The sequence below is a fragment of the Kribbella soli genome, assembly GCF_004331345.1.
GTDB lineage: Bacteria > Actinomycetota > Actinomycetes > Propionibacteriales > Kribbellaceae > Kribbella > Kribbella soli.
On record NZ_SJJZ01000001.1, the window covers coordinates 2,441,611 to 2,453,956 of the forward strand.

Annotated in this window: 13 protein-coding genes and 1 tRNA gene; 6 read left to right on the plus strand and 8 right to left on the minus strand. The window is 67.7% G+C overall.

The annotated features are described in order from the left end of the window. Positions 1–11 precede the first annotated feature (11 nt). On the plus strand, positions 12–923 hold the full coding sequence (locus E0H45_RS12220) for a sucrase ferredoxin (RefSeq protein WP_131337102.1): 912 nt from the start codon (positions 12–14) through the stop codon (positions 921–923). A gap of 15 nt (positions 924–938) precedes the next feature. On the opposite strand, the gene E0H45_RS12225 is transcribed toward E0H45_RS12220, so the two are convergent. From E0H45_RS12225 to E0H45_RS12235, 3 genes are all read right to left on the minus strand, one after another. Next, positions 939–1,538, minus strand: a complete 600-nt coding sequence (locus E0H45_RS12225; RefSeq protein ID WP_131337103.1) for a gamma carbonic anhydrase family protein — start codon at positions 1,536–1,538, stop codon at positions 939–941. Between the two features lie 245 nt (positions 1,539–1,783). Further along, positions 1,784–3,001, minus strand: a complete 1,218-nt coding sequence (locus tag E0H45_RS12230) for an MFS transporter (protein ID WP_131337105.1) — start codon at positions 2,999–3,001, stop codon at positions 1,784–1,786. A gap of 77 nt (positions 3,002–3,078) precedes the next feature. Continuing rightward, entirely contained in the window at positions 3,079–4,317 is a 1,239-nt protein-coding gene (locus E0H45_RS12235) for an MFS transporter (protein WP_131337107.1), read from the minus strand. A gap of 255 nt (positions 4,318–4,572) precedes the next feature. Here E0H45_RS12235 and E0H45_RS12240 point away from each other — a divergent pair. Together E0H45_RS12240 and E0H45_RS12245 are read left to right on the plus strand one after the other, a co-directional pair. Then, positions 4,573–4,661 (plus strand) — tRNA-Ser (locus tag E0H45_RS12240). Positions 4,662–4,754: 93 nt separating this feature from the next. Then, positions 4,755–5,507 carry a class I SAM-dependent methyltransferase gene (locus E0H45_RS12245; protein WP_131337109.1) on the plus strand — a complete coding sequence of 251 codons (753 nt, stop codon included), beginning with the start codon at positions 4,755–4,757 and terminating at the stop codon, positions 5,505–5,507. Here E0H45_RS12245 and E0H45_RS12250 read toward each other — a convergent pair. Further along, complete coding sequence (locus tag E0H45_RS12250; protein WP_131337111.1) at positions 5,467–6,075, minus strand: nucleotidyltransferase domain-containing protein; 609 nt, start codon at positions 6,073–6,075, stop codon at positions 5,467–5,469. The genes E0H45_RS12245 and E0H45_RS12250 overlap by 41 nt on opposite strands. 11 nt (positions 6,076–6,086) lie before the next feature. Next, positions 6,087–6,806 (minus strand): DinB family protein, encoded by a 720-nt coding sequence (locus tag E0H45_RS12255; protein ID WP_131337113.1) that lies wholly within the window; start codon positions 6,804–6,806, stop codon positions 6,087–6,089. Positions 6,807–6,933: 127 nt separating this feature from the next. Here E0H45_RS12255 and E0H45_RS12260 point away from each other — a divergent pair, with 127 nt between their 5' ends. Next, entirely contained in the window at positions 6,934–7,932 is a 999-nt protein-coding gene (locus tag E0H45_RS12260; protein WP_131337115.1) for an acyltransferase domain-containing protein, read from the plus strand. Continuing rightward, positions 7,923–8,711, plus strand: a complete 789-nt coding sequence (locus E0H45_RS12265; RefSeq protein ID WP_131337117.1) for an alpha/beta fold hydrolase — start codon at positions 7,923–7,925, stop codon at positions 8,709–8,711. The genes E0H45_RS12260 and E0H45_RS12265 overlap by 10 nt, the downstream gene beginning before the upstream one ends. Here the strand turns inward: E0H45_RS12265 and trpD are convergent. After that, entirely contained in the window at positions 8,682–9,710 is a 1,029-nt protein-coding gene (gene trpD / locus E0H45_RS12270; protein WP_238154929.1) for an anthranilate phosphoribosyltransferase, read from the minus strand. The two genes, E0H45_RS12265 and trpD, sit on opposite strands and share 30 nt — an antisense overlap. Positions 9,711–9,855: 145 nt before the next feature. Then, on the minus strand, positions 9,856–10,605 hold the full coding sequence (locus E0H45_RS12275; protein ID WP_131337121.1) for a glycoside hydrolase family 16 protein: 750 nt from the start codon (positions 10,603–10,605) through the stop codon (positions 9,856–9,858). 75 nt (positions 10,606–10,680) lie between these two features. Between E0H45_RS12275 and sigJ the strand changes: the two genes are divergently transcribed. Then, positions 10,681–11,571, plus strand: a complete 891-nt coding sequence (gene sigJ / locus E0H45_RS12280; protein ID WP_131337123.1) for an RNA polymerase sigma factor SigJ — start codon at positions 10,681–10,683, stop codon at positions 11,569–11,571. Here the strand turns inward: sigJ and E0H45_RS12285 are convergent. Continuing rightward, positions 11,552–12,295 carry an aminoglycoside phosphotransferase family protein gene (locus tag E0H45_RS12285; RefSeq protein WP_131337125.1) on the minus strand — a complete coding sequence of 248 codons (744 nt, stop codon included), beginning with the start codon at positions 12,293–12,295 and terminating at the stop codon, positions 11,552–11,554. The genes sigJ and E0H45_RS12285 overlap by 20 nt on opposite strands. Between the last annotated feature and the right edge of the window lie 51 nt (positions 12,296–12,346).

Sequence of the window (12,346 nt, forward strand, 5' to 3'; positions counted from 1 at the left end):
TGTGAGGTGGTGTGGACAGCGGTGACGTCAGGTACCGACCGGAGACCGGCTGCGCAGCGCTAGCCGACCTCCGTCACGACTCCCTGACTGCAACCGCCCCGCCCGCCGAGCGCTGGCTCCTCATCGAGTCCCGCTCCGCCTGGCCCCGCCAGGCCCTGACCTCCCTTCGAAACAGCTCGTCCGGTGCCGAACTGGGTGATGTGGTTGCGCGGCGATGCCGCGAGCTGAGGATCCGGCCCGTACTGATCCGCCGGTACGGCCGCGTCGATCTGACTGTTCCCCGGCGATGGGGACTGGTCGACTGCCGCCCCGGGCGCGAACTCGTTCGCTGGGGCGCCCTGCCGACGGACGAACACCTCCTGGAGGTCCTCGCCGGCAAGGACTCGGGACTGGTGAGCAACGAGCCGGTCTACCTCGTGTGCGCGCACGGACGGCACGACGCGTGCTGCGCCGTACGCGGACGCCCGGTCGCCGCGGCGCTGGCTGCCGCGTACCCAGGACGCACCTGGGAATGCAGCCACATCGGCGGTGACCGATTCGCCGCGAATGTGGTCGTGCTGCCGCATGGCCTGTTCTACGGGCATGTCACACCAGCCCGCGCCGTCGAACTCGCCAAGCAGTACGACGAGGGCGCCGTCGTACCCGATCTCCTCCGTGGATCAGGTGCGTTCGTCCCGCCCGTCCAAGCCGCCCAGCACTTCGCCCGCGCCGCCGGTCACTCACCCGCGCTCGGCAACCTCCTCCCGCAAACCGTTGAAGTCCTCGGCGAGCACCGCTGGCGAATCCTCCTCGCATCCGCCAACGGCCTGATCACCGTCGAAGTCTCGGCACGCCTCGACACCGTCGACGCCCGCCTGACCTGCGCGGGTTCCTCTCCCGCCCAGATCCGACGCTTCGAACTCCACAGCCTGACTACCGCCTGACCGTGACCTGAAGAGTCAGGCCGAGTCTGCCGGGCGGTCCGAAGCGTGCTCGCCGTAGAACGCTGACTGGCGCGCCATGATGTCGCGCATGGGCGTGCCGCGAGGTACGCCGTACACCGTGCCGGGGAAGTCCAGGTCGCGCTGGGTCTGCCACAGCTCCTCGTGCCGGTCGGGGGAGAAGAGCTGGGCCGGGTCGCCGGCGGCGATCCATCCGATCGGGAGGACCGCGCCTGCTTCCAGCCGCGAGTTCACGTGCAGCACGCTGTTGATCCGGAGTTCCGCGCCTGCGCCGGCGACAGAACCGGGGAACAACGCGGCGCCCGTGGCGATGAAGACTTCGTCCTCGACCGTGGCGCCGTTGACATGTGCATGAGGACCTACCAGGACCGCGTCGCCGATGAGCGCGGGATGATCGGCCCGGCCGCGCACCAGGGCGTTCTCCATCACCACACTGTTCTCACCGAGCCGGATCTCGCCGTTCTCCGCCGTCAGCACCGCACCGTGCAGGACCCTGCTGCCTTCGCCGAGGACGACGGCACCGCAGAGCACGGCCGATGGGGCGACGTACGCGGATTCGGGCACGACCGGTCGACGGCCGCGATGTTCCAGCAGCATCTGCTGTCCTCTCGTCGCGTGATCACCTCGCTCCAGCTTGACCCAAGATCGGTTGTGCGGACTCTCCACAGCCCGGGTCCTCACAACCCGGGCGGCGGTGTCCTCCGGGCCGTCCACATCGAGGTGGCAGGCTCGGTCCGGCGGACAATCCGGGTGGAGAACCGCGAACTGAGCCAACATTAGAACAGATGTTCGATCAGATGCAACGCATCCTGACAGGTCAGGAACCGCCCACCCGGATCCGCTCAGATCCGCGCGGAGCTCAGCCGCGGAGCCATCCGGGCGAGCACATAGATCGTCAGGCTCGCAACCAGCGCGAGCGCCGCGAGCACCACCCACGGCAGCTCGTGATGCACCTCGAAGAGCTGCGCGAAGAACGCCGGCGCCAGCACGCTCGCGAAGGTGAACGAGTACTGCCAGTACGACAGATACTTTCCCCGCCCGACCGCGGGCGCGATCGCGGCCGACAGTGCATTGTTCGTCGCTGCGTGCAGTACGTCGGCGAACGCGTAGCAGGCCGTGGCCAGGACGAGCACCGGCACGACCCATCCAGCCGGGATATGCACCTGCAGCGCCATCAGCAGCGCCCAAACGGCGTACGTGATCCCAGCGACCACCATGACGTTCGTACGACGTCGCTGCTCCGTGTGCCGTACGACGAGCGTCTGACCGGTCGCCAACACGACAGCCGTTGCCGCGATCAGAACGCCGACCAGCCACTTCGGCACTGTCAGCGCTTCAGTGACATACACCGGTACGCCGACGCCGAGCATCATCGTGCACAGCGCCAGCAACGTGTTGGCGGCGATGAGTGCCAGGAATGTCTTGTCCTTGCGCAGCAACGGCGCCGGACCGGTGTCCTGGTCGGTCCGCTCGTGGTGCGACGGGTGCAGCCGCAGGAGCAGCAGGCCGGCGAGGTAGAACGTCACCGCGTTGAGGGCCATCGCGAACAGGAACGGTGCGTCCCCACCGATCGCCAACAGCCAACCGGCCACCAGAGCGCCGAGAGCGAGGCCACCGGCCTGCATCATCCCGCCGAGGCCGAACCACTTGTCCCGCTCGCCCTCATCGGCGACGTCCGCGAGCAGGCTGAAGATCGCCGACCAGAACACCCGCTGGCCGGTTGTCATGACCAGCGCGCACAGGAACAGCAGCCACATCGACCGCCCGAAGAAGAAGCCCGTGAACGCCAGGCCCTGAGCGAACTGCGCAGCCACGACAAGGTTCCGCGCCCCGACGCGGTCGATCACCAGACCCACAGCGGCGGGTGCCGCGATGGAGAACAGTGTCGCGACGGTCAGCAACACGCCGGCGGTCCCGAGCGGGATACCGGCGACCTTGTTGAAGAACAGCAACAGCAACGGCCCGGCGCAGCCGCCACCGAACGAGTCGATCGCCAGACCGGCCAGCAGTGGGACCCGACCGCGGACGTTCGGGAGGCCGAGTGACGCGGCTGCGGGCATGGCGGAGCGCTCCCATCGGGACAGTTTTGGCGGCTGGCGAACCGTAGCAAGCGCTCGCCAGTCCATTCCATCCGATTTCAGTCAGTCGCGCCCACGCGCCGTACCGAGACGTTCCGGAGTGGGCGCCAGGCGACCGCTGTCATCACCACCATCGCCACGAAGGCGATCGCGAACGGCGCGGCCAGACCGTACTGCTGCGCCAGTACGCCGCCCAGCGCGGAGCCGATCGCGGCACCGCCCACTGAGGCCAGCAGGTACACGCTGTTCACCCTGCCCATCAGAGCGTCCGGTGTGGCCAGTTGACGCGCTGTAGTCGACACGATGCCCCACACGACCGCGTGGACGCCGAACACGGCCATGGTCGCGCCAGCGACCCACGGGTTCCTGGTGAGCGCCAGGATGAGGTGGACCGTCGTCTCGATCACCAGTCCGGCGCGGAGGAGGGTCACGGACCCCACGCGCGGCTCCAGGAAGTGGTACGTCGGCATACCGAGCACACCGCCCACGGCACCGACCGACACGAGCAGACCGAACTGTGTCTCGCTCAGACCCAACTGCTCGCGCGCGAACAACACCCAGGTCGCGAAGGCGGCACAGAAGGTGATGTTCATGACCAGGATCGACAGGGCGAGCGTCCGTACGCCGGAGTGGCCCCAGAGCCAGCGGAATCCCTCACGCACCTCGTGCAACACGGCTGCACGAGTGGAGTGATCAGGCAGCGGTGGACGTATGGCGACGCGAGCGATCAGCGTGGCTGCGGCGGCAAACGTGACCGCGTTGAACACCAGCGGAATGCCGGCGCCCGCGGCGAACAGCAGCGCGCCCAGCGGTGGTCCGCCGAGTTGCTGGAGCACGGTGCCGCTGGCGAACAGCCGGGCGTTGGCCTTGCCGAGGTGATCCTTCGGTACGGCGCTGACCAGCAACGCACCGGATGCGTTGTCTGCCAGCGTTTCCGCCGTACCAAGGAGGAACAGTGCGAGGTAGACCGCCCAGAGCGGCGCGGCGTCGAGCAGTACGGCGAGACCGAGCGCGGCCAGAACGATCGCGCGAAAGGTGTCCGCGGCAACGATCATCAACCGGCGGTCGAGCCGGTCGACGAGGACGCCGCTGAACAGGGCGAAGAGCAGCCACGGCAACTGCTGGACGAAGGCGGCGGCACCGACCGCCGCAGGCTCACTGGTGATCGAGGCGACCAGCAACGGGCCGGCGGCGATCAGGGCGCCGTCGCCGAGGTTGGAGATGATCGCGGCCGGGAAGATCTTGCGGAAATCAGGTCCGAGCTCGGACGGGAACGCGTACGCACCGAGGGAACGCATAGGAACTCCTGAGGGCATGACGAAGCGATGGACGCCGGCTGTGCAGCCGGCCGGTTCGCCCGGTCAGAGCGTCAGCGCGCTGACCGGCCGGCGTGTGCGATGCCCTCGAACGACCGAGACATTGCTCCCACCTCCGTCCGTATCCCACCGCGGCGCCTCCGCCGCTGCGCAGACCATACCGTCCGGTCCCCGCCCCCGCACTCCGTTTCCCCCCACCCCACCTGCGCTATCCTCAACCCTCGGCGGCAACCGCCAGGAGGGTTCGCATAGCGGCCGAGTGCGCTGGTCTTGAAAACCGGTATGGCGGGTGACCGTCATCGTGGGTTCGAATCCCACACCCTCCGCTCAGTGAGCCAGAACGCGGCGGTGCATCAGCGGATGTCGTTAGCTGGTAGCAGACCAGGAACGTACCGGACTCAAGTGCCGTTCGTGTGTATATGACCAACCTCACGAGTGCGTACGAAGAGCTGGCAGACGCGTATCACGCGGCCGTCGACCCTGACGGGGTCGGCCTGCAAGATGAAACATTCGACGCATTGCTCGGTACCGTGCGCGGCCAGCGCGTCGCCGCGGTCGCCTGTGGCCAGGGCCGCGACGCACGGCGGCTGGCCGATCTCGGCGCCGAGGTTGTAGGCATCGACGCCTCGGAGACACTACTGGCCCACGCCCGCAGGCTGGAGCAGCAGACACCTCGCGGAATCGAGTACCTACACGATGATGCCCACGGTCTCCGCCAGGTCCCCGACGACGCGTTCGACGCAGTGGTGTGCCACATGGCATTGATGGATATCCCCGAGCTCGAGCCGACGGTGCGGTCGATCGCGCGGATCCTCAAGCCTGGCGGATGGTTCGTGGCGTCGATCATTCACCCGTGCTACAAGACCCCCGCAGACGGTGAGTTGATCGATCACGTTGATGGCTCGACGCGACGAATCACAGGTCGGTACTTCGACGAGGGGCCGTACAGCAGCGTCACGCGGTTGGAGATCCTGCCACGGGTCGTGTACCACCGGATGATGTCGACCTACATCAACACATTGGTGGCGGCGGGCCTGGCCGTCATGCGAATGGTCGAGCCCGTCGGCGATCGGCCGGTCTGGCAGGCGGTGCCTGGTCTGCTCTACTTCCGCTGCCAGAAGATCCTCGGCCCTACCGGAGTGCAGTACGCCAGTGGTGGTCTGGGAGCGTGATGCTGAGCGCGGCGACGAGCCAAGCGCGCTGCGTCGCGTCGAGCAGGGGCAGCGCGGCGCTGAAATCGATCTCGTCCTTCGGCAGTTGGTTCGTCGGCTTGGCCTTGTAGAACAGCTGGATTTCCGGAGCGAGGTACGGCCATCCCTCGCTGGTTTCCCTGGCGAGGTCTGCGACCGGCCTGCGTACTCGGGGATCGCGACGAGAGAACCAGTGATTGTCGTCGGTGTTGTCGAGCATGATCTGGAGCCGCCAAGGGCCCGATGGACTCTCACGACACCAGATGTCATGGACGTGCTGCGGTAGGACTTCACCCGCGGGCCATTGCCGGAGCTGCCCTGGCGGGTCCGCCGCCTGCACGTCCCATCCCGCCAGAATGTCATGCACGACGTGTTGATCCTCGCGGAGCAGAAGTACGTCGATGTCGCCATGGCCCCGGAGTTTGTGGCCGACGAACAGTTCGATTGCATAGCCGCCGGCGATCCACCAGGGCTTCCGCTCTCGTTGCTGATTCCACAGTTCTGCGACCTCGTAGGGCTGTAGCGGATCCCATGGACCAAGATGCGTCATCTACCGGCTCGTCAGCGGGTCTCGATGGTGTTGAGGTCGCGGGTGGCGAAGCGGTAGTGTTCCCAGCCCTCTTCGAGGACCACGTGTAGGCAGGACCGTGTGGTCTTGGGGTTGGAGTTGTGCGGGTTCTTGCGCGGGGTGTCCAGCTCCTCCGGGGTGACGGTGGCGAGGAAGTCGCGGACCATGGCGACGCGGCCGGCGTAGGCTTCGAGAACTTCGGCGTACGGCGGTTTGTCGGTCAGCGCGTCCGTGGCGCCGTACCTCAGGCCGAGAGGATGGAACTCCTCGCGTTCGAGGATCGAGCGGCCGAACCACAGGTCGATGGCGTGCACCAGGTGCCGCTGCGTCTCGGCGAACGACCACTCGCCGTCCACCGATATGTCGGCGGTGCCTTCCGGCATGCCCGCGACGCGTTCGACAGCCGACGCCCAGGTCTTCTCGAGGATGGCCCACGCGGCGCGGAGACCATCGGGGTCCTCGGCCCGCCGCGTCTCTCGGCCTGGAAAGCGGCGGTTCTGCTCGGCTTCGACGTACGCCGCAACCTCGACACCGTTGACCGTCAGGCTGCCCCCGGGCTCGGCTAGCCACGGCGCGTCGATGTCCGCGCCCTGGATGTCGACGCCGCGCATCACTGCGCCGGACAGATCGGACTCGACGAACCGAGCCCCGCGCAGGTTCGCCTCGAAGAACTCCGCCCCTTGCAAGTCGTCGGACTGCCCGAACTTCGCCATGCCATCTCCCTGGTTCGCTTGCGGTGCGCCGAGCCTAACCGTGACCTCCGACACAAAAGTCGTGCGCGGGCCGGGCGGCCCGTGGTGAGGTCGAGGGACAGACCGAGCGCGGCGGAGGGAACAGGTTGTGGACGTTCTGAGTGCGGCGGAACGAGTGGGCTTCACCAAGCGGGACCAGACGCGGTTCGAGGGCCTGGAGGTCGGCACCGACCCACAGTTGCCCGAGGACGCCGAGGAGTTGCTGGCGTACTGCGGTGTGCACCCGGCTGATCGTCACGCGATGCTGACGGCGCGTCCGGACCCGGACCGCGAACCGGAGTGGTGGGCGATCACGTGGGCGCTTGCAGGAGAGGTCGAGCGGCACCTGGATCTGGCACTGCCGCCCACCGGTTTCAGAGGCTGGCCGGCGGTGCCGAGAGATGCGACGGCGGTGGGACTGTTCGCCGCGGCATGGGCGTTGCTGGCCAACCTGCAGCGCGTGCGTGAGCTGCACGCGCAGCGGGGTGTGCCGGAGTCGGTGACTGTCTCTACGGTGGCGGCACTCGGTGGGGTGATGCAGACACACCGGCACGTCTTCGGCTGTGCCGGGGTCGGGCTGATGCCGCTGTGGAGTCCACCGCTGCGTTTCCGCGGTACCGACTACGAGATCGGCCGGCACGCGTTCACGCGCACTCAGTTGGGCATGGGCGATGGCGTGTCCGGCCACGTGCTGTCGATCCACATTCCACCGAGCGGCCGGCTCGATGCCCAGCAGTCAGCGGAGTCCGTCGCCACTGCAGTCGACTCGTTCAAGCGCTGGTACCCGGAGGAGCCGCTAGCGGGGCTCGTCTGTCATTCCTGGCTGCTGGACCCGCAACTGGGCGAGTACCTGCGCCCAGAGTCGAACATCATGCGTTTCCAGAGCCGTTTCGACATCCTCCCGCACCTGCAACCAGAGGACCCGACCGAGGGCGACCGTGAGCTGATGCGACTGGGACTGCACCTCCCAGTACCTGCCCACCAGCTGACCGACGAGGACCTCGACAAGGTCCCGCAGGACACCACGCTGCAAAGAGCGTTCGTCAAGCACCTGCGAGCTGGCGGGCACTGGTACCCGCGGACAGGCATGCTGAAGAGATGGAGCTGACGATTCCGGTTGGACAGGACGCGGTCTGGGCTGAGCATCTCGCCGGCGACGGTGTGCCGATAGTGCTGTTGCATCCGGGGATCGGGGACTCACGCGTGTGGGACCCCGTCGTGCCCGGGCTCAGCGGGCACCGGGTCGTTCGGTACGACGTCCGTGGGTACGGGCGTTCGCCCCAGCCGACAGGTGAGTTCTCGCTGCTCGGCGACCTCGAGACGGTCCTGGAGCAGCTGAACCTGGAGCACGTGCTGCTGGTCGGCTGCTCGATGGGCGGCGGTACGGCGCTCAACTTCACGCTGGCCCATCCGGACCGGGTCCACGGCCTGGTGCTGTTGTGTCCGGGCGTCAGCGGTTTCCCAATGCCCGAGGAGCCGGAGCTGGATGCGGAGTACGACGTACTCGCGGCTAAGCGGGATGTGGAGGGTCTGGTGCAGTTCGGGCTGCGGCACTGGGCTGCAGCGGGCTCTGATGACGCTGTGGCCGCACAGCTCCGCGCTGCTGTTCCAGCGTGGTTCGACCAGGGTGAGTACCTGAAGCCGGATCCGCCCGTCTACGACCGGCTGCAGGAGATCCAGGTGCCGTCGGTCGTCATGGTCGGTGACAAGGACCGGCCGATCCTCGCAGCCGTGGCCGGCGGCACTGCCGCGCGAATCCCCGGCTGCGAGTTCATCTGGCTACCTGGCGCCGACCACTTCCCGAGCCTCCGCGAACCCCAGCTGGTCACCGACACCATCCTGCGATTCGCGGGGGCATCACCGGCGGCTCGTCCAGCGGTCCAGTAGCGCTGCTGCTCGGCCACTGTCCACAGCCTCCCGGCACCGCTCGAAGCAGTCAGCCAACTGCTCCAGCCCGTCCTCCAGCGAGAGAGTCGCCAGCGCGGCCGCAGCGTTCAGCAGTACGACGTCCCGCATCGGACCGTGCTCTCCGTCAACCAGACCTCGCAAGAGCCGGGCGTTAAATGCAGCATCCCCACCACGCAGCTCCGCGAGAGAGGAGGGTCGGAGCCCCAGTGAGCGCGGGTCGAACACCACCTCCGATGCAGAACCGCCATGCACCACCCAGAGCCGCGAATAACCAGTAGTGGTGAGCTTGTCGAGCCCGTCGTCGCCGCGGGCGACCAGTGCAGACCGGCCCTGCTTGGCGAGCGCACTGGTGATCACAGGCAGCATGCGCTGGTTCGCTACGCCAACGAGTTGGTGTTGCGGGTTGGCCGGGTTCAGCAACGGTGCGAGCACGTTGAAGGCGGTGGGGACCGCCAGCTCACGCCGTACCACCGCAACTTGGCGGAGGGCTGGGTTGAAGCGTGGAGCGAAGAGGTAGGTCAGTCCGACCTCCGCAGCCATCTGGGCCGCGTCGGCAGCGGACAGATCGAGTGGAACGCCCAGGTGCTCGACCAGGTCGCCAGAACCGGCGGCTGATGACGAAGCCGCCCGCCCACCGTGCTTGACCACCGTGACACCAGTAGCGGCGACAACCACGGCTGCCATCGTCGAGATGTTCGCCGCGCCGGTCCGGTCGCCACCTGTCCCGACGATGTCCACGAACGGTCCGCTGATCCGCACCGGCGTCGCGTGCGAACGCAGTACGTCGGCCAGCCCGTTGAGCTCGTCCGCGGTCTCACCCTTCGCCCGCAGGGCGATCAGAAACCCGGAGATCTGGGACGGCGACGCCTCGCCGAGCACCAGTTGGTCCATCGCCCAGCCGGTGTCCGCCGTCGACAGGTCGGAGCCGGCCAGGAGCGCGGAGATCAGACCGGACCACGTCCGGAGCGTTGTTGCCATCGGCATTCCTCAGGGTGCTGGGCCGCCCACGAGGAGAACATGACAACGGCCGCCTCGCAGGAGACGGCCGGGTGGGTACGCGCGGATTCAGGCCGTCAGGTCGACGGCCCACCACATACTCGCGCGCTGGAACATGGCACCGACCTTAGCGCACCCGGATGTGGTCGACGACAAAGCTCGGGACATGGTCCTTCCCGGACTGCTCCGGGAAGTCGAAGACCGCGAGCATCAGCTGCAGCGGGTACGTCGGAGCGCCCTGGCAGCTGCGGATCGCGGTGCCGTCGACGGAGAACGTCGCCGTACCGCCGGACCACTCGACCGCGTACGTGTGGAAATCCCGTAGGTCGATCGGCAGCCGGACCGCCTCGAAGTCCTGCGGTACGGCGGGGTCGCGGATGGTCTTGAGACCCATGCCGACCGCAGCGGACTCACCGGGGACGAGCGCGTCGCCGAACACCTCCATGACGCAGATCTCGCCACAGCGGTCCGGCTGATCCTCCGGCCCGACCATCCAGAGCGACACCATGGAGCCCGGAGCGATGTCGGCCTTGGCGCGGAGTTCGACGTACCCACCGTCCGAGGTCAAGCCCCAGAACGGCTCCTGCTCCTCCCGAACGACCAGACCGTCACGGTACGGCTGCTGTCCGACCGTGCTGCCGACAGGCCCCGAGTAGCTGCCCGACTGGACGCCGGAGACCCGTAGGTCCGGCTGGTGATCGCCAGCGCACCAGAGGCCCTGCTCCACAGGGATGCTGAGCGTCAGACAGGAGTCGGCCAGCTGGTAGGTCGCAGCAGAGGCGGCGCGGGAGCTCCAGTGGGGTAAGTAGTACGGCGACCAGACCGACAGGTCCAGGGCCGGCGCGTCGAAGTCGTCCGCGAACACCGGGTCAGTCATGACCCCATGATCCGCTGATCGGGTGGCTTGTCACATCATGGTGGGCTGATCCGTCAGGGCACTGAGGAGGTAGCGGTGGACGAGCATGAGCAACTGGCGCGGCGGTTCGAGGAGAACCGTGGACACCTGCGTGCTGTCGCGTACCGGATGCTCGGATCGTTGCCTGAGGCCGAGGACGCCGTACAGGAGGCCTGGCTGCGGCTGAGCCGTACTGACGTGAGTGATGTCGGCAATCTGTCGGGCTGGCTGACCACTGTGGTGTCTCGCGTGTGTCTGGACATGCTGCGCAGCCGCAAGTCGCGGCGGGAGGACTCACTGGACACGTACGTGCCGGACCCGGTTATCGGCCGTGCGGACGGTGAACTGGGTCCGGAGGACGAGGTTGTCCAGGCGGATGCGATCGGGCTGGCGTTGCTTGTCGTACTGGAGACCCTGTCGCCGGCTGAGCGGCTGGCGTTCGTGCTGCACGACATGTTCGGCGTCGGGTTCGACGAGATCGCCACGATTGTGGACAAGTCGCCGGCCGCGACGCGTCAGCTGGCGAGTCGCGCGCGCCGGCGCGTCCAGGGCGCACCGGCGAGTGACGGGGACGTCAGCCGGCAGCGGGCCGTCGTGGAGGCGTTCATGGCCGCGTCGCGGGGCGGTGACTTCGAGGCGCTGCTAGCACTGCTGGATCCGGACGTGCTGCTGCGGGCGGACGCGGGCACGGCGAGCGCCGAGTTCGCCGGGCCGGCTGTGTCGAAGCTGGTCCGCGGCGCGAAGGCAGTCGTCGAGCAGGCGCTCATGTTCAGCCGCATGGCGCCGTACAACCAGCTGGTTCTGGTCAACGGCCTGCCCGGCGTGATGACGGTGGTCAACGACCGCTTGATGGGCGTCATGGCCGTCACCGTGACCGACGGCAAGATCACCCAGATCGACATCCTCGCCGACCTCGACCGCCTCGAGGTCATCCCGCTACCAGCCTGAGCATCCGCAGCGCCTGCGCCTCCGCGGTCCCCGGTGGATTGCGGTCGGCGCTCGGCCCGCCGGGCCCGATCAGTATCAGCCAGAACCCGGCCCACAGGCAGCGCGCTGCCCGGAAGCGTTCGGGGTCGACGGCGAACCGCCGTACCAACGGGGTCGGGTCGGTCTCTCGCCAGGACAGGTGCTCGACCAGGTTCGCCAGCTCGACGGTGCGATCACCAGACCCCGCGTCCTCGAAGTCGACGATGCGGACCCGCGCGCCGTCCCACAGGTAGTTGGTCAGGTTGGGGTCGCCGTGCGCAACCACAGGATCGTGTACGGCGGTCAGGTCGGGCGGCTCGTCGTCGAGCCAGGTACGGGCGGCCTCGGCAATCACGCCGTCGGTGTCGCGGAGCGCGACGAGTCCCGATCGGGTGCGGTCGACGAGCGCTTGCAGATCGATCGGGGCCAGATCGTCAGACGGGACCGACCAGAGTAACGAGAGAGCGTCGCCCAGAGCGGTGGTCTGGGCGGACGTGAGAGAGCCTCCGAGTGGTTCGCCGGGGACGACCGTCATCGTCAGCCACGGCGTGGGGTCTGTGGACAACTCGAGGGGAGTGGGCGCGAGGCCGGGTGCGGCGCGGGACAGCACGGTCAGCGCGGCGAATTCGCGGGCCGGCTCGTCGCGTGGCCACGACGCGTAGCGCTTGGTGAGGGTGCGTCCGGAGATCTCGACCGAGTGAGTCATCGAGAAAAGTTTGGCGGACGTGTCGATGATCGGCGATCTCCTTCGACGTAT

Bases quoted from the DNA above. Each gene is read 5' to 3' on its own strand.
- E0H45_RS12245 (WP_131337109.1), top strand. From the start codon at position 4,755: ATGACCAACCTCACGAGTGCGTACGAAGAGCTGGCAGACGCGTATCAC.
- E0H45_RS12225 (WP_131337103.1), bottom strand. From the start codon at position 1,538: ATGCTGCTGGAACATCGCGGCCGTCGACCGGTCGTGCCCGAATCCGCG.
- E0H45_RS12250 (WP_131337111.1), bottom strand. From the start codon at position 6,075: ATGACGCATCTTGGTCCATGGGATCCGCTACAGCCCTACGAGGTCGCA.
- E0H45_RS12230 (WP_131337105.1), bottom strand. From the start codon at position 3,001: ATGCCCGCAGCCGCGTCACTCGGCCTCCCGAACGTCCGCGGTCGGGTC.
- E0H45_RS12255 (WP_131337113.1), bottom strand. From the start codon at position 6,806: ATGGCGAAGTTCGGGCAGTCCGACGACTTGCAAGGGGCGGAGTTCTTC.
- E0H45_RS12235 (WP_131337107.1), bottom strand. From the start codon at position 4,317: ATGCGTTCCCTCGGTGCGTACGCGTTCCCGTCCGAGCTCGGACCTGAT.
- E0H45_RS12285 (WP_131337125.1), bottom strand. From the start codon at position 12,295: ATGACTCACTCGGTCGAGATCTCCGGACGCACCCTCACCAAGCGCTAC.
- trpD (WP_238154929.1), bottom strand. From the start codon at position 9,710: ATGGCAACAACGCTCCGGACGTGGTCCGGTCTGATCTCCGCGCTCCTG.
- E0H45_RS12265 (WP_131337117.1), top strand. From the start codon at position 7,923: ATGGAGCTGACGATTCCGGTTGGACAGGACGCGGTCTGGGCTGAGCAT.
- E0H45_RS12275 (WP_131337121.1), bottom strand. From the start codon at position 10,605: ATGACTGACCCGGTGTTCGCGGACGACTTCGACGCGCCGGCCCTGGAC.